Below are 15616 nucleotides of genomic sequence, written 5' to 3' on the forward strand. Positions count from 1 at the left end.
GGTGGCACGCCTGAGCAGGGTCTGCCGCCGCGAGCAAATCCCGCTCATCCGTTTCAAGGAAGGTTGATGCTTGCAACGATGCCCCGGGATGGCCGGCTGGAAAGCACGCTGGCCATGCTGGCTGATCCCTACCGCTATATATCGAGCCAGTGCAGGCGCCTGGGCACCGAGGCCTTTGAAGCCCGGATCATGTTGCAGCCAACGATCTGCTTCAGTGGCGCGCAGGCGGCGGCCGTGTTCTACGACACCGACCGCTTTCGACGCGCCACTGCCGCACCCGAACCCGTACGCGCCACCCTGTTCGGCAAAGTGACGGTACAGAATCTGGACGCCGACGCCCACCGCGTGCGCAAGGCCATGTTCGTCGATGTGTTGAATGCGGCGGCGGTACAGTCGCTGGTGCAGCACACCTCGCGCGAATGGCACGCCGCCCTGTCGGGCGGCACGGCGCAGCCCCTGTATGAACTGACGCACTGCGTGCTGACGCGCGCGGTGTGCCGGTGGGCGGGTGTCCCGCTGTCCAGAGAAGAGGCGCCCCGCCGCCAGGGCCAGCTTGTCGCGCTGTTCGATGACGCCGCGCGCAACGTGGCCAGCCATTTTCGTGCACGCACTGCCCGCGGCCAGGCCGAGCGGTGGCTGGCGGGCGTGATCGACAACGTGCGGGCCGGCCGCTATACGCCGCCTGCCGACAGCGTGCTGGCGGCGGTGGCGCGGCATCGTGACGCCGATGGGCAGGCCATGCCATCCCATGTAGCGGCCGCCGAACTGTTGAACGTATTGCGGCCGGTCGTGGCCGTGTCGGTCTACATCGTGTTCGTCGCGCACGCGTTGGCGATGCATCCGGCGTGTACCCGGCGGCTTGCCGACGGCGACCGGCGATTCAAGCTCGCTTTCGTTCAGGAAATCCGGCGGCACTACCCGTTCTTTCCTGCGGTGGTGGCACGCGCCACCCGCGATTTCGAGTGGAACGGTCTGCGCATTGAACGTGGCCGCCGCGCCCTGCTCGACCTGTATGGCACCAATCACGATCCCCGCACCTGGGACATGCCGGAACGTTTCGACCCGGCCCGTTTCCTTGACCGCGCGCTGGGCCCGTTCGACCTGGTGCCGCAAGGTGGCGCCGATGTCCGCACGCACCACCGTTGCCCGGGCGAAGATGTCACCACGGCATTGATGTCTCTGTTTACCGACCACCTGCTGCGCAGCGAAGTGATCCCTGGCGACACCGAGCTGGACTGGCGCCGCCTGCCTGCCTTGCCGCGCGGCCGCATCCTGGTCAAGGCGCGCGCCGGCATCCGCCAGGCCGGTCTGGCCGACCTTGGCATGGGCGCCGCCTGACACCCCGCTGAACGCTGCACCGGATTTCCCTACACCTTTACCGGCTACCCCTGCCCTGCCAGTCGTGACGGCAGTACGCTGTCGTTTTCGTACGGAGCCCACCATGCCTTCCTTCACGCTTAATGGACAGCCGACTACGCTCGACGTCCCTGACGACATGCCCCTGCTGTGGGCGATCCGCGATGTGGCCGGCCTGACCGGCACCAAGTTCGGTTGTGGCATTTCCATGTGCGGCGCCTGTACGGTGCACATGGACGGCGCGGCCATCCGGTCCTGTGTGACGCCGGTATCGGTGGCGGAAGGCAAGGCCATCACCACCATCGAAGTCATGGACCAGGATCCGGTCGGCAAGAAGGTGCAGGCGGCGTGGCGCCAGATCGACGTGGTGCAATGCGGCTACTGCCAGTCGGGCCAGATCATGGCCGCGACCGCGCTGCTCAAGACCACGCCGACCCCGTCCGATGCCGACATCGACGGCGCCATGTCCGGCAACATCTGCCGCTGCGGCACCTATGGCCGCATCCGCGCCGCGATCAAGATCGCCGCCGCGACGTAAGGAGCCGACATGACCGATATCGTTACTCCCGCAGCCATCGACTCCCCCACCCGCCGCCGCTTCCTGCAGGTGGGCGCCGCAGCCGGCGGTGGCCTGCTGATCGGCTTTGGCCTGACCGCGTGCAGCCGTGAAGATCGCAACGCCAAGCCGCCCGAAGCCGCGGTGGGCCACGCCACCACCAACGTGACCGGCGATGCGCCGGCGCTGGCGCAGCGTGCGTTTATCCGCATCGACCGTCAGGGTGTCGTGACCCTGATCGTGCACAAGACCGAAATGGGCCAGGGCACCTACACGTCGATGCCCATGCTGATTGCCGAAGAACTGGAAGTGGACCTGTCGCAGGTCAAGCTCGAACACGCGCCGGCCGACAACTCGTTGTATAGCGACCCGTTGTTGGGCGGCCAGGTAACGGGGGGCTCCACGTCCATCCGGGGCGGCTGGCAACCCATGCGCGAAGCCGGCGCGGCCGCGCGCATAGTGTTGATCGGCGCCGCTGCGCAAGCATGGAAGGTCGATGCCGGCGAATGCCAGGCCCGCAATGGCAAGGTCACGCACACCGCCACCGGCCGCACGATGCATTACGGCGAGCTGGTCGATGCGGCCGCGAAGATGGACACGCCAAAAACGATCACGCTCAAAAAGCCCGACGAATTCACCGTGATCGGCAAGTCGCTGAAGCGCCTGGATTCGCCTGAAAAGGTGAACGGCCAGGCCAAGTTCGGCATCGACGTGCGCCTGCCCAACATGCTGGTCGCCACGGTCGCGGCCTGCCCCGTGCCGGGCGGCAAGCTGCAGGCCGCCGACGAGGCGAAAGCCATGGCGGTGAAGGGCGTGCGGCATGTACTCAAGCTGGACAACGCCGTGGCCGTGGTGGGCGATCACATGTGGGCCGCCAAGCAGGGCCTGGCCGCACTGGATCCGACCTGGTCGGACGGGCCGAACGCGGCCATGACCACGGCCACCATCGTTGCCGACATGAAGACGGCATCGAACACCGCCGGGGTGGTGGCGCGTAACGATGGCGACGCCAACAAGGAAGCGCCCAAGGGCGGCCAACGCCTGGAAGCTGTCTACGAGATGCCCTTCCTGGCCCACGCGACGATGGAACCCATGAACTGCACGGTAGACCTGCGCGCCGATGGTTGCGATCTGTGGCTGGGCACCCAGGTGCCCGCGCTGGCGCAAGGCGCGGCGGCCAAGCTGACCGGCCTGACCAACGACCAGGTCAAGGTGCACAACCACTTCATTGGCGGCGGCTTTGGCCGGCGGCTGGAAGTGGACATGGTGACCCAGGCCGTGGCTTTCGCCAAGCAGGTGAAGCAACCGGTCAAGTTCGTCTGGACCCGCGAAGAAGACATCCAGCACGACATGTACCGGCCTTACTACTACGACCGGCTGTCGGCCACGATCGACGACAAGGGCATGCCGCAAAGCTGGTCGCATCGCATTACCGGATCATCGATCATGGCGCGCTTTGCACCCGCCGCCATGAAAGACGGACTGGACCCCGATGCCGTCGAAGGCGCGCGCGACATGCCCTACAAGATTCCGAATGTGCATGTGGATTACGTGCGTCACGAACCACCGGTGCCTACCGCGTTCTGGCGGGGTGTCGGGCCGACGCACAACATCTGGGTGGTCGAAAGTTTTATTGATGAGCTGGCCGCGGCAAGCAAGCAGGATCCGGTTGCCTACCGGCGCGAACTGCTCGACAAGTCGCCCCGTCTGCGCCAGGTGCTGAACCTGGCGGCCGAGAAGGCCAACTGGGGCACGCCCGCGCGCGCCGTCGAAGGCCATCGGGTGGGCCGCGGCGTGTCGGCGCAGTTTGCGTTCGGCAGCTACATCGCCCAGGTGATTGACGTGGCGGTCGACCCCGCGGGCGAAGTGAAGGTGACGCGTGTCGTCTGCGCCGTCGACTGCGGTCAGCTGGTCAATCCCGACACCGTCATGGCGCAGATCGAAAGCGGTGTGGTGTTCGGGCTGACAGCGGCCTTGTGGAACGAGATCACCTTCGACAAGGGGCGGGTGCAGCAGTCGAACTTTGGCGACTACCGCATGATGCGGCTGAACGAAGCGCCAAGGATCGAAGTCGTGCTGGCCAAGAGCACCGACGATCCGGGCGGCATCGGCGAGCCGGGCACGGCGGCCACCGCGCCTGCATTGACCAACGCCATCTTTGCCGCGACCGGTCAACGCATCCGCAAGCTGCCGGTGTCCAGCGCGCAGTTGAAAACCGCCTGACCCCGTCGGGCTGAGCAGCAAGGCGCTTGCGCCGAGCCCGGACACGCTGGATGCCAGCGCCGTCCGGGCTTTTCTGTTTCCCGATGTGCCGCTGGCAGCTCGACGCTACATCTCGTTGCATGCCCGGCATGACCCGAGTCATCGGCAGGTAAGATGCAAGAGCCGTGCTCGACCTTCCCTGACCGCTCCTTGATGTGACGCCTGCCCCGCAGCGCGTTCACCGCATTCATGACCGACCTGCCCTCGTCATCCTTCCCCTTCCTTGCGCAAGGCGGCGATGTCGCCGACATCATTGCCCGCCGTGACTGGTCGGCTACTCCCATCGGCCCGATTGATACCTGGTCCAGCACGCTCACCACCACCCTTGCACTGATCCTGCGCGCGCCGCTGCCCATCGTCACCTTGTGGGGCGACGAAGGCGTCATGCTCTATAACGACGCCTATTCGGTATTCGCGGGGGGCCGCCATCCGGAACTGCTCGGGTCGAACGTGCGGGAAGGCTGGGCGGAAATTGCTGACTTCAATGACAACGTCATGAAGGTCGGCCTGGCCGGCAAGACGCTGCGATACGAGGATCAGGAACTGACGCTGTATCGCAATGGCATTGGCGAACCGGTCTGGATGAACCTGGACTATTCGCCGATTCCGGGGCCCGACGGCGTACCGGTAGGGGTGATCGCCATCGTGGTCGAGACGACGGCCAAGGTACGCGCGGAACGCTGGCTGAGCGGCGAACGCGAACGTCTGCGGCGCCTGTTCGAACAGGCGCCGGGGTTCATGGCCATGGTGACCGGACCCGACCACACCATCGACATGGCCAACGCCGCCTTCCTGTCGCTGGTGGGCCAACGGGAATTGATCGGCTGCAGCGTGCGCGATTGCCTGCCCGAACTGGCCGGCCAGGATTTTTTCGAACGGCTGGATCAGGTCTATGCCCTGGGCCGATCGCACGCCGGCTTTGCGCAACCGATGCACCTGACTCGCACACCGGGGACCGCACCCGAACTGCGTCACGTGGACTTCGTCTATCAGCCCGTACGCAGTGAAGACGGCGATGTGATCGGCATCTTCATCCAGGGCACCGACGTGACGGACCGCCTGCTGGCCGAAAGCGCCGTGGTCGAAAGCGAAGCCAAGTTCCGTACCTTTGCGCAGGCCATGCCGAATCAGGTGTGGTCCGCCGACAGCCGCGGCGCGCTGGACTGGTTCAACGACAAGGTCTATGGCTACAGCGGCCAGCCGGCCGGCAGGCTGGATGGCACTGCCTGGCAGGCCACGCTGCACCCCGACGATGTGCCCCACGCGCTGAACCGCTGGCAACGCGCGATCGATACGGGCGGCACCTACGAATGCGAATTCCGGATCCGCCGGGCCGACGGCATCTACCGCTGGCATCTGTCGCGGGCCTTGCCGATCCGCGATGCAGCGGGCGACATCGTGCGGTGGGTGGGCAGCAATACCGATATCGAAGACCAGAAGTCGGCCGCGCGTGCGCTGGAACGCCTGAACAAGACGCTTGAACAACAGGTCGCCGAAAGCCATGCCGACCGCGACCGCATGTGGCGGCTGTCCACCGACGTGATGCTGGTGGCCGACTTCGACGCCAACATCGTCGCCATCAATCCGGCATGGACCGAACTGCTGGGCTGGGAACCCAGTGCGCTGGTCGGACGGTCTTTCATGGACCTGATACACCCCGACGACCGGATCGAGACCCTGGCCGAAGTGGGAGACCTGAGCGCCGGCAAGCGCACCTACAAGTTCGTCAATCGCTACCGCTGCCGCGACGGCCACTATGTCGTGCTGTCGTGGACGGCCGTGCCCGACGCGCGGTTCATTCACGCCGTGGGCCGCGACATCACCGCCGATCGCGAAGCCGCCGATGCCCTGCGCCGCACCGAACTCGCGCTGCAGCAGTCGCAAAAGATGGAGACGATCGGCAAGCTGACGGGCGGCGTCGCGCATGACTTCAACAACCTGCTGCAGGTGATATCGGGCAACCTGCAATTGCTGGCCACCGACGTGGCCGGCAACGGCCGCGCCGAACGCCGTCTGGCCAACGCGCTGGGCGGCGTGCAGCGCGGCGCCAAGCTGGCCAGCCAGCTGCTGGCCTTTGGCCGGCGCCAGCCGCTTGAACCCAAGACCATCAGGATCGGCCGGCTGATCGGCGGCATGGAAGACATGCTGCGCCGCAGCCTGGGTGAAGCCGTCGAGATCGAAACCCTGGTGTCGGGTGGCCTGTGGAACACGCTGGTCGATCCGACGCAGGTGGAAAACGCCATCCTGAACCTGGCCATCAACGCGCGCGACGCGATGGACGGCACGGGCAAACTTACCCTGGAAGCGGGCAACGCCTTCCTGGACGATGCCTATGCGCGGCAGCATGTGGAAGTCACGCCCGGCCAATACGTGATGCTGGCCGTGACGGACACCGGCTGCGGCATGACGCCCGAGGTGCTTGCGCAGGCCTACGAACCGTTCTTTTCAACCAAGCCCGAAGGCAAGGGCACCGGGCTTGGCCTGTCGATGGTCTACGGCTTCGTGAAGCAATCGGGCGGCCACATCAAGATCTACAGCGAGCCCGGCATGGGCACCACCGTGAAGCTGTACATGCCCCGGTCGCACGACGCCGAGGAGACGGGCGTGGTGCTGGAAACCGCCACGGTCGAAGGCGACCGCGAAACCATCCTGGTGGCCGAAGACGACGACCAGGTCCGCGCCACCGTGGTCGAAACCTTGTCCGAACTGGGCTACCGCGTCTTGAAAGCGTCGGACGCGGCCAGCGCACTGGCCATCGTCGACAGCGGCATGGCCATCGACCTGCTGTTTACCGACGTCGTCATGCCCGGCCCGCTGCGCAGCCCCGAACTGGCTCGCCGTGCACGCGAACGCGTGCCCGGCCTGGCCGTGCTGTTCACGTCGGGCTACACCGAAAATTCCATCGTGCATGGCGGCCGGCTCGATGCCGGCGTGGACCTTCTGAGCAAGCCCTACACGCGCGAGGCACTGGCCCGAAAGATCCGCCAGGTCCTGGCCGCGGAGGGTAAACGCGGCGCCGGACTTCCGGGCACCGCCGGCGGCACCGGCCCGGCGGCAGCAACACGGGAGGCCCAGCCGGCCGCCCACACGCGCCGCATCCTGTTCGTGGAAGACGACGCGTTGATCCGCGAGAACACACGCGAACTGCTGCAGGAATTGGGGCACACGGTGTTCGTTGCAGGCAACGCCCCCGACGCGCTGGCCACCCTGGGCCGCGAGCCGATCGACGTGCTGATCACCGACCTGGGCCTACCCGGCGAGTCGGGCGAATCATTGGCCCGCGCGGCCAAGGAGGCATCACCCGGCCTGGGAATCGTCTTTGCCACCGGCACCGAACCCGACACCCTGCCCGCCGGCTTCCAGGTGCTGCGCAAGCCCTACGACACGGTGGCGATCGAAGCGGTGCTGCGGCGGCTGGGGTAAGGGGCGTTCCGGGCAGGCGCTATTGCCCGTCCACCGGCGCCTCGGCCGCTTCCGCGGCGCGGGGCTTCTTGTACCGGTTGTAGCCCCACAGATATTGTTCGGGCACGCGGCGGATGATGCGTTCCATGGCGGCGTTGACCCAGGCCGCCTGCGCTTCGGTGCCTTCCGGAACCGGGCCGGGCAGCCGCACGAAGTGCACGCGCCAGCCCTTGCCGCCCTTGAGGCGTTCACCCGCCGCCAGCACCACCGCAGCGCCGGTCTGGGTAGCCAGGCGGCCTGGCAGCACCATCGAAAACGCATCGCGTCCGAAAAACGGCGCCCATACCCCTTCGCCATTGCCGGGGACCTGGTCGGGCAGGATGCCGATCGCGTCGCCCTTGCGCAACGCCCTTACCAATCGTCGCACTCCTTGCAGGTTGGCCGGCGCGGTGTCCAGGTTCGGGCCCTTGCGTCCGGCTTCCACCAGGGTGGACAGCCATTGCTTGCGCGGCGGGCGATACAGCACCGTCAGCGGGCCGCCGCGGTGCGCGTAGTAGCGCGCGGCGATCTCGAAGCACCCGACGTGCGGCGTCATGAACAGGATGCCCTTGCCTTCGGCAATGGCGGCCGCCACGTCATCCCAGCCCTCGGCCTGCACTTTGGCCAGCGATTCGTCAGGCCGGAACCAGCACTTCGGGACTTCCAGGGCGCCTTCACCCGCCGACGCGGCCGATGCACGGGCGAACGTTTCGCCGGTGAAGCCTGCCAGTGCGGCGTTCTCCCGCAGGCGCGAAGCATAGGTCGGCGACAGCCGATACACCAGGAGGCCCAGGCGGCGGCCCAGGAAATGGAGCCAGGAAAGCGGCAGCCAGGCCAGCAGTCGATAAAATGTAAGCATCGGACTCGAATTGAAGAAAACGGGTGCCATGCCGGCCCGACAAGACCGACAGGACGGTAGGGCCACTGCGGCCCAATCCTCGATTTTCCCCTAAAATGACGGTGATCGCCGAGTTAACACGACAACTTGCGGGGCGATCGGGCGTTTGCGCATGCGCGACCGCCACATTCCGCTAAAGCGTCGCTGCTCGTACAAGGTCTTGACCCTGCCGTGCAACGCGCCGCATAACCGATATGCCGGGCCGGTTGCAGACTCCCGGCAAGTTGATAAAAGGACCATCGAGTGGCCAACAAAGACTACCTCTTCACCTCTGAATCCGTTTCCGAAGGGCATCCGGACAAGGTCGCCGACCAGATCTCCGATGCGATCCTGGACGCGTTGCTGGAACAGGACCCCACGTCGCGGGTCGCCGCCGAAACGCTGTGCAACACCGGCCTGGTGGTGCTGGCGGGCGAGATCACCAGCCGCGCCAATGTCGACTACATCCAGGTCGCGCGCGACACCATCAAGCGCATCGGCTACGACAATACTGACTACGGCATCGACTACAAGGGCTGCGCCGTGCTGGTGGCCTATGACAAGCAGTCCCCCGACATCGCCCAAGGCGTGGACCGCGCGTCCGACGACTACCTGAACCAGGGCGCCGGCGACCAGGGCCTGATGTTCGGTTTTGCCTGCTCCGAAACCCCCGACCTGATGCCCGCACCGATCTGGTACGCGCACCGCCTGGTGCAGCGCCAGAGCGAACTGCGCAAAGACGGCCGCCTGTCGTGGCTGCGTCCGGACGCCAAGTCGCAGGTCACCTTCCGGTATGTCGATGGCAAGCCGGTTGAAGTGCATACCGTGGTGCTCTCGACCCAGCACGCGCCGGAAGTCTCGCAGGAAACCATCCGCGAAGCCGTGATCGAAGAGATCATCAAGAAAAGCTTCCCCGACGGCATGCTGACCGCGAACACCAAGTACCTGGTCAACCCGACCGGGCGTTTCGTGATCGGCGGTCCGCAAGGCGACGCTGGCCTGACCGGCCGCAAGATCATCGTCGACACCTACGGCGGCGCATGCCCGCACGGTGGCGGCGCGTTCTCGGGCAAGGATCCGTCCAAGGTTGATCGTTCGGCCGCCTACGCCGCGCGCTACGTGGCCAAGAACGTGGTCGCGGCCGGCCTGGCCACGCAATGCCAGATCCAGGTCAGCTACGCCATCGGCGTGGCCGCCCCGATCAACATCACTGTCGACACCAACGGCACCGGCGTGATCCCCGATGACCAGATCGTGGCCCTCGTTCAGGAACACTTCGATCTGCGTCCCAAGGGCATCGTCGCCATGCTGGACCTGCTGCGCCCGATCTACACCAAGTCGGCTGCCTATGGTCACTTTGGCCGGTCGGAACCCGAGTTCAGCTGGGAAGCGACCGACAAGGCTGCCGCGCTGCGCGCCGCCGCCGGCCGCTAAGCGTCACCCTTTCCGGATTCCATGGCTTCCAACGACAACGGCTACACAAAAACGGTCAGCTCCGCTTCCTTCACGGCCACGGACTCTCCGTGCGTGGCCGTGTGTTCGACCCTCTTCGATGACATCTGCCGAGGGTGCGGAAGGACGGCCATGGAAGTCTCGAACTGGGTGTTCATGACCGACGAGGAAAAGCAGGCAGTGTGGGAAAGAATCCGCGCGCAGGGCTATCCTCGGCGGCGCGGCTGACTTGCTACGAAACGCCGCGCTTCAGCAAGAAACCGCGTCGGTCGGGTCCGTGGCGGGCGCCACTGACCGCCTCCTCATCCCAGCCTGAATCCCGCGTCCAGCTGGATCAATTGCCCTGTCATTTTGATTGCATCGACGGCCAGCCAATGGATCGTCCGTGCCACGTCGTCCGGGGTAATCGTCTCGTTCAGCAAGGCACGCGCGGTATAGCGTGACCGACGCGCCGCCAGTTGTTCGGGCGGCAGGCTGCCCGTCAACCAGTCACTATCCACCAGCCCCGGCAGGACCGCATTCACACGCACGTCGGGCGCCAGTGACCGGGCCAGCGACAGGGTCAGGGTGTTGAGCGCGCCTTTGGAAACGGCATAGGCAATGGACGACCCGGTCCCCATGATGGACGCCATCGACGACACGTTCACCATGCTGGCGCCGGCATGGCCCCGCATCAGGGGCAGCAGTGCGCGCGACATCTGGAACGCACCCACGACATTGACCGCATGAATCGCATGGAAGTCGTCGGCCGACAAGGCGTCCAGGTCTTTCGGATCGACCACCCCGGCCGACGTGCCCGCGTTGTTGACCAGGGTATGGACACGACCCCAATGCTGGCCGACTTCGTCCGCCAGCGCGCGGCACTGCACGTCGTCGGACACGTCTGCGCGGATCACCAACACCTGCGCACCGTCTGCCCGGCACTGCGCCGCCACGGCGTCCGCGGCGTCACGCTTGCGGGCATAGTTGATGACAACATCATGACCCTGCCGCGCGAAGTGCAGCGCCGTAGCCGCGCCGATGCCGGTCGATGAACCGGTGATCACGCACACGCGGCGCGGCGTGTCCTTGTTGATCATGCGCTGGCCTTGGCCCAATACGGCGCACGCAACGCTTTCTTGGACAGCTTGCCGAGTTCGGAGCGCGCCAGATCGTTGCGAAACTCCACGATCGACACCCGCTGCGTCTTGCCCAGTCTGGCGTTGACCCAGTCACGCAACGTTTCTCCATCGATGCGCGCACCGGGGCGCAACACCACCAGTGCCAGCGGCGTCTCGTCCCATTGCACGCTCGGCACGCCGATCACCGCGCAGTCCTGCACGTCCTCATGGCGGGCCAGCACCGCTTCAAGATCCGCGGCATAGATATTGTTGCCGCCCGAGATGATGACGTCCTTGCTGCGGTCCAGCAGCGTCACGAATCCGTCGGCATCGATATGCCCAATGTCGCCGGTGCGATGGAACATGCGCCCGTCTTCGTCGAACCAGCGGATCTCCGCCGTGGCATCGGGGCGCTGGTGATAGCCCGCCATCATGAACGGAGAACGGCCGACGATTTCGCCCACCACGGGGTCGGTGGTGTCCCTGGCATTGCCATGAATGCGCTGGCCGGCTTCATCGATCAGAAGGATGTCCGTGTCGTGCACCGGCACCCCCACGGTACGCAGCTTGTCGGGATAGGCGCGGCCGTCCAGGAAGCACGACACGCCGCCTTCGGTCATTCCATAGACTTCAAGAAAGCGGCCCGGCCAACGATCCAGGATGTCGCGCTTGAGCCCCGGGTCCATCGGCGCGCCCGTGGACTGGCTCAATTCAAACGCCGACAGGTCGGACGTGGCGAAGTCCGGATGGGCCAGCAGCCGCTTGTACTGGATCGGCACCAGCATGGTGTGCGTGGCGTTCAGGCGGCTGGCCAGGGCAAGAAAGTGCGCCGCGTCGAACTTGCGCATCAGGATGCATTCCCCGCCATGGGCCAATGACCCGAGGAGCGGCGTCAGCGTCGTATTCGAATACATGGGCGTCGATAGCAGCGCCCGGCTGTGCGGCCCGAAACCGAAGCCATTGCGCTGCGCCTGGCGCTGGCGCATGCCATGCAGGTGCACGATGCCTTTGGGCGTGCCGGTCGTGCCCGAGCTGTAGATGATGTTGAAGGCATCGTCGGCCTGCGGAGCAGGCAGCGGCAGATCGTGCGTCGGCCGATCGCGCCAGGCCGCGTACTCGGCAGCCTGCGCGCCTTCGTCGCCGAACCTGACGGTGGTGCATCGCGTTGACGCCGCGCCAGGCGCACTCGTCAACAGCAGGTCCCCTACGGCCGGATCCCCGAACAGCATTCGGGCATCGCAGTCCGCCAGCATCGTCGCCAGCGTGTCGGCGCTGGCCGACGCCGGCAGCGGCACCACGCAGGCCCGCGCCGTCACGATGCCGAACAGGCACTCCACATACGCCAGCGACGGCGGGCCCAGCAAGGCGACGCGATCGCCGGGCTGCACGCCATTTGCAACGAGTGCGCGGGCCACGCTGCGCACCCGGTCGAACAGCGTCTGCCACGTCAACGTGTTGTCTTCCATCCTGAAAGCCACATTCGCCGGCATGGCTGCTGCATGAGCGGCAATCATCTCGATGAAAGGCTGGAAGCGGGCCGGATCGTTGCGGGTGTCATTCATAAGATATTCCTGTGAGCAGGTTCAGATCGCGGACCGTGCCGTGCCGGCCTGCATGGCCTGCAGGCGCGCGCCGATGTCGGCCGCCGTCGCCTGCAGGTCGTCAAGATGGCGGGTGATGGCTTGCGCCGGGGTCATGGTCGATGCGAAGTAGGTCATGCCGACCGCACAGGCGACGCCGTGCCGATCGAACACCGGCACCGCAAGCGTATTGGTCGCGGGCCAGAACCGCGTGTCGCGGGTCGCAAAGCCTTTGGCCCGCACGTCGTCCAGCACGTCCCGGATCGCCACGCCATCTTTGGCCAACGCATCTTCGTCACGGTCGGACGATGCCAGCGCGGTGATCAGCGCGTCCTGCTGTTCGACCGAACAGTGGGCCAGATAGGCGCGGCCGATCGCGCGGCTGGCCAGGCTCAAACACACATTGAGTGTCGAATGCCGCAGCGCCAACGGTGACAGCGGAATGGTGCTGTATCGCACGACCATTGACAGTTCATCGAGCATCGCCACCGCCACCGGCCACTTGATGCGCCGGGTCAGTTCATCCATGCAGGGCGTGGCCGCCTCGACCACCAGCGGCTCGCTGTGATAGCCGTGGCTGAGCGCCAGCACACCCGACGTCAGGTAATAGGCGCCGTGTTGCGGGGCATGTTTGACCAGCCCACATTCTTCCAGCGTGCGCATCATCCGCATGATGGTCGCCTTGGGCAGGCGGGTCTGGCAATGCAGCATGTCGATGGTGGAGATCGATCGCTGGTTCAAGGTCCGCAACAGATCGATCGCGCGAACGACGGACCTGACGGCGGTGGTTTCGCATGATGTCGAGCGCATACGGCGGTCTCCTTTTTTTCCAGTATAGGAACGCCCATCACGCGGCCTTTCTATCGTGCGACGCGTTTTCGCTCAGCGAAATCCCCCATCGCCGCTCGCGCAATCCGGACGGCGCTCCGTAAGATCGCGGCTGGAACTTGACCACAGGACACTGCACGCATGGAGACGAACGCATGACCCCGCCAGCACCCGCGCTGCGGATCATCGACACGCACGCCCACGTCTTCAGCATGACGATGCCGCTGGCTGAAGGCGCATGGCACACGCCCGCTGCCGAAGCCGATCCGCCGCTGTTTCTGCGCACGCTGGATGAACACGGCGTCGAGTCGGGCATCCTTGCCGGCGCAAGCATTTCGGGCACCAACAACGACTACCCCCTGGCAGCGTGCGATCGCTCGCCGCGCCTGCGGACCACGGTCATCGTTGCGCCCGATTGTCCGCTGGAGGTCCTCCAGGACATGGCGCGCCGCGGCGCTGTCGGTGTGCGCTTCCAGTTGCGCAACGTGGCGCGTGTGCCGGACTTTGCGTCAACGGAATACCGCGCCCTGCTGCGCCATATCGCCGACCTTGGCTGGCACGTGCAGTTGCATGACGACGCGCGCCGTCTTCCCGACTATCTGCCTGGACTGGAAGCGGCCGGCGTCAATGTCGTGGTCGATCATTTCGGTCGTCCGGACCTGGAGGACGGCATCGGCGGCGAAGGCTTCCAGCGCCTGCTGCGGTCCATTGCCGGCGGGCGCACCTGGGTCAAGCTGTCCTCGGCGTTTCGTCTTGGATCGGATGCCCTTGTCCTGCAAGCAGCCAGCACCCTGCTCGAACACGCGGGGCCCGAACGCCTGATGTGGGGCAGCGACTGGCCGTTTGCTGCCTTCGAAACACAAGTCACGTACACGCAAGTCCTGAACGACCTGAGCACCTGGGTGCCGGATCCCGTCACCCGCCACCGCATTGCCTTCGATACGCCCAACCTTTTCTTCCGGCCCCGCCATGACCAAGACTGAACTGCTTTTGCTGCGCTATGAACTTGAAGTCCTGACCATCGACTTCTGGCACGAGGTCGACATTGCCGGCGGTGGCAAGGCCGCCAGCTACTATGTTGAGGACGCCGTGTTTGCGTCGAGCGTGCGCGAATACCGGGGCCGCGCGGCCATCGAAGCGTTCTATGAACGGCGGCGCGACCGCGGCGCGCGGGTGTCGCTGCACGTGGTCCAGAACTTTCGCATCGAGCCCGATACCGACACCCGCGTGCGTTGCCAGTACATTCTGAATCTGTACGCTGCCGATGGCGTGCCGGTCCTGCCTTCGCGGCCGGCAATCATGCTGGCGCTGGTCGAAGAGCTTGTCGTCAAACAGGCGGATGGATCGTGGCGCTACGAATCGCGCCGCGTCTTTCCCCAGTTTCGCGATGAGACGCCGACCACGGGCTGACCCCTGCCGATACGGATTTCCCACCCCTGCCCTCGATCTTCCTGCCACCCATGTTCATCGACCCCCTGACCTACCCCGGCTTCAAGCGCTCGATCTTCAATGCGATCGTGGCGCCCCGCCCGATTGGCTGGATCAGCACCATGGCCCTGGACGGCCGCGTCAACCTCGCGCCGTTCTCGCAATTCAACTTGGTGTCGACCGCGCCGCCCGTGGTCATGTTCGCGTGCAACACCCCAGAAGATCGCGAACAGAAAGACACCATCGCCAACGTGATCGCGATCGGCGAGTTCGTCGTGAACCTGGTGTCGTGGGACTTGCGCGAGGCCATGAACCTGACCTCGATGCCGCTGCCCCATGGCACCGATGAATTCGAGCATGCCGCGCTTGAAAAGGCAGCTTCCACGCATGTCAGGCCGCCCAGGGTGGCCGCATCGCCGGCCAGCCTGGAATGCCGGATGATCCAGCGGGTGGACATCGCACCCGACTACCCGGGCGAGACGCCAAGCACCGTCATTTTCGGCCGCGTGGTCGGTCTGCATTTGCGCGAAGACTGTGTGGATGCAGATGGCCGCTTCGATACCGTCAAGGCGCGCCCGCTGACCCGGCTGGGCGGTTTCCAGTACGCCACGGTGGGCGACATTGTCGAGATGCGTGCCCCCTTCGTGCGTGCCGGCGGCTGACGTTTCGCCGCCTTGCCCTGCACCGAAAAGCCCCACGCCGTGGGGCTTTTTTTCGTCTGCAGCAACAGAACATT

Annotated in this window: 13 protein-coding genes; 9 read left to right on the forward strand and 4 right to left on the reverse strand. The window is 65.6% G+C overall.

What is annotated here, in order from left to right:
- The first annotated feature begins 66 nt into the window (after positions 1–66).
- The 4 genes from HD883_RS15910 (at position 67) to HD883_RS15925 (ending at position 7597) form a co-directional block, all read left to right on the forward strand.
- Entirely contained in the window at positions 67–1338 is a 1272-nt protein-coding gene (locus HD883_RS15910) for a cytochrome P450 (protein ID WP_257022234.1), read from the forward strand.
- Between the two features lie 103 nt (positions 1339–1441).
- The gene (locus HD883_RS15915) at positions 1442–1894 is read left to right on the forward strand and encodes a (2Fe-2S)-binding protein (protein WP_179583732.1); all 453 of its coding nucleotides are present in this window, start codon (positions 1442–1444) and stop codon (positions 1892–1894) included.
- A gap of 9 nt (positions 1895–1903) precedes the next feature.
- Positions 1904–4135 (forward strand): xanthine dehydrogenase family protein molybdopterin-binding subunit, encoded by a 2232-nt coding sequence (locus HD883_RS15920; RefSeq protein ID WP_179583730.1) that lies wholly within the window; start codon positions 1904–1906, stop codon positions 4133–4135.
- A 228-nt stretch (positions 4136–4363) separates the two neighbouring features.
- Entirely contained in the window at positions 4364–7597 is a 3234-nt protein-coding gene (locus HD883_RS15925; protein ID WP_179583728.1) for a hybrid sensor histidine kinase/response regulator, read from the forward strand.
- 19 nt (positions 7598–7616) lie between these two features.
- Here HD883_RS15925 and HD883_RS15930 read toward each other — a convergent pair whose 3' ends face one another.
- Positions 7617–8474 (reverse strand): lysophospholipid acyltransferase family protein, encoded by an 858-nt coding sequence (locus HD883_RS15930; RefSeq protein WP_179583726.1) that lies wholly within the window; start codon positions 8472–8474, stop codon positions 7617–7619.
- A 282-nt stretch (positions 8475–8756) separates the two neighbouring features.
- Here HD883_RS15930 and metK point away from each other — a divergent pair, with 282 nt between their 5' ends.
- Entirely contained in the window at positions 8757–9926 is a 1170-nt protein-coding gene (metK, locus tag HD883_RS15935) for a methionine adenosyltransferase (RefSeq protein ID WP_179583724.1), read from the forward strand.
- 21 nt (positions 9927–9947) lie between these two features.
- A complete protein-coding gene (locus HD883_RS15940) occupies positions 9948–10172 on the forward strand; it encodes a DUF1289 domain-containing protein (RefSeq protein WP_179583721.1) in 225 nt (74 codons plus the stop codon).
- Positions 10173–10246: 74 nt separating this feature from the next.
- On the opposite strand, the gene HD883_RS15945 is transcribed toward HD883_RS15940, so the two are convergent.
- Genes HD883_RS15945 through HD883_RS15955 form a run of 3 tightly spaced genes read right to left on the reverse strand, consistent with a single transcriptional unit; the run spans position 10247 to position 13434 of the window.
- Positions 10247–11023, reverse strand: coding sequence for an SDR family NAD(P)-dependent oxidoreductase (locus tag HD883_RS15945; protein WP_179583719.1), 777 nt, complete (start codon positions 11021–11023; stop codon positions 10247–10249).
- Positions 11020–12606 carry a class I adenylate-forming enzyme family protein gene (locus HD883_RS15950; protein WP_179583717.1) on the reverse strand — a complete coding sequence of 529 codons (1587 nt, stop codon included), beginning with the start codon at positions 12604–12606 and terminating at the stop codon, positions 11020–11022. Before HD883_RS15950 ends, HD883_RS15945 begins: the two co-directional genes overlap by 4 nt.
- 21 nt (positions 12607–12627) lie before the next feature.
- Positions 12628–13434, reverse strand: coding sequence for a DNA-binding transcriptional regulator (locus HD883_RS15955; protein WP_179583715.1), 807 nt, complete (start codon positions 13432–13434; stop codon positions 12628–12630).
- Between the two features lie 173 nt (positions 13435–13607).
- Between HD883_RS15955 and HD883_RS15960 the strand changes: the two genes are divergently transcribed.
- From HD883_RS15960 to HD883_RS15970, 3 genes are read left to right on the forward strand one after another with little or no spacing between them, the layout of a single operon-like run.
- Positions 13608–14435 carry an amidohydrolase family protein gene (locus HD883_RS15960; protein ID WP_179583713.1) on the forward strand — a complete coding sequence of 276 codons (828 nt, stop codon included), beginning with the start codon at positions 13608–13610 and terminating at the stop codon, positions 14433–14435.
- Positions 14422–14862, forward strand: a complete 441-nt coding sequence (locus HD883_RS15965) for a nuclear transport factor 2 family protein (protein WP_179583711.1) — start codon at positions 14422–14424, stop codon at positions 14860–14862. Before HD883_RS15960 ends, HD883_RS15965 begins: the two co-directional genes overlap by 14 nt.
- Before the next feature lie 50 nt (positions 14863–14912).
- Positions 14913–15542 (forward strand): flavin reductase family protein, encoded by a 630-nt coding sequence (locus HD883_RS15970; protein ID WP_179583709.1) that lies wholly within the window; start codon positions 14913–14915, stop codon positions 15540–15542.
- Positions 15543–15616 lie beyond the last annotated feature (74 nt).

Origin of the sequence: Pigmentiphaga litoralis (assembly GCF_013408655.1) — a bacterium.
Lineage (GTDB): Bacteria > Pseudomonadota > Gammaproteobacteria > Burkholderiales > Burkholderiaceae_B > Pigmentiphaga > Pigmentiphaga litoralis_A.

Bases quoted from the DNA above. Each gene is read 5' to 3' on its own strand.
- HD883_RS15915 (WP_179583732.1), top strand. From the start codon at position 1,442: ATGCCTTCCTTCACGCTTAATGGACAGCCGACTACGCTCGACGTCCCT.
- HD883_RS15940 (WP_179583721.1), top strand. From the start codon at position 9,948: ATGGCTTCCAACGACAACGGCTACACAAAAACGGTCAGCTCCGCTTCC.
- HD883_RS15955 (WP_179583715.1), bottom strand. From the start codon at position 13,434: ATGCGCTCGACATCATGCGAAACCACCGCCGTCAGGTCCGTCGTTCGC.
- HD883_RS15920 (WP_179583730.1), top strand. From the start codon at position 1,904: ATGACCGATATCGTTACTCCCGCAGCCATCGACTCCCCCACCCGCCGC.
- HD883_RS15970 (WP_179583709.1), top strand. From the start codon at position 14,913: ATGTTCATCGACCCCCTGACCTACCCCGGCTTCAAGCGCTCGATCTTC.
- HD883_RS15910 (WP_257022234.1), top strand. From the start codon at position 67: ATGCTTGCAACGATGCCCCGGGATGGCCGGCTGGAAAGCACGCTGGCC.
- HD883_RS15960 (WP_179583713.1), top strand. From the start codon at position 13,608: ATGACCCCGCCAGCACCCGCGCTGCGGATCATCGACACGCACGCCCAC.
- HD883_RS15930 (WP_179583726.1), bottom strand. From the start codon at position 8,474: ATGCTTACATTTTATCGACTGCTGGCCTGGCTGCCGCTTTCCTGGCTC.
- HD883_RS15925 (WP_179583728.1), top strand. From the start codon at position 4,364: ATGACCGACCTGCCCTCGTCATCCTTCCCCTTCCTTGCGCAAGGCGGC.
- HD883_RS15965 (WP_179583711.1), top strand. From the start codon at position 14,422: ATGACCAAGACTGAACTGCTTTTGCTGCGCTATGAACTTGAAGTCCTG.
- HD883_RS15945 (WP_179583719.1), bottom strand. From the start codon at position 11,023: ATGATCAACAAGGACACGCCGCGCCGCGTGTGCGTGATCACCGGTTCA.
- HD883_RS15950 (WP_179583717.1), bottom strand. From the start codon at position 12,606: ATGAATGACACCCGCAACGATCCGGCCCGCTTCCAGCCTTTCATCGAG.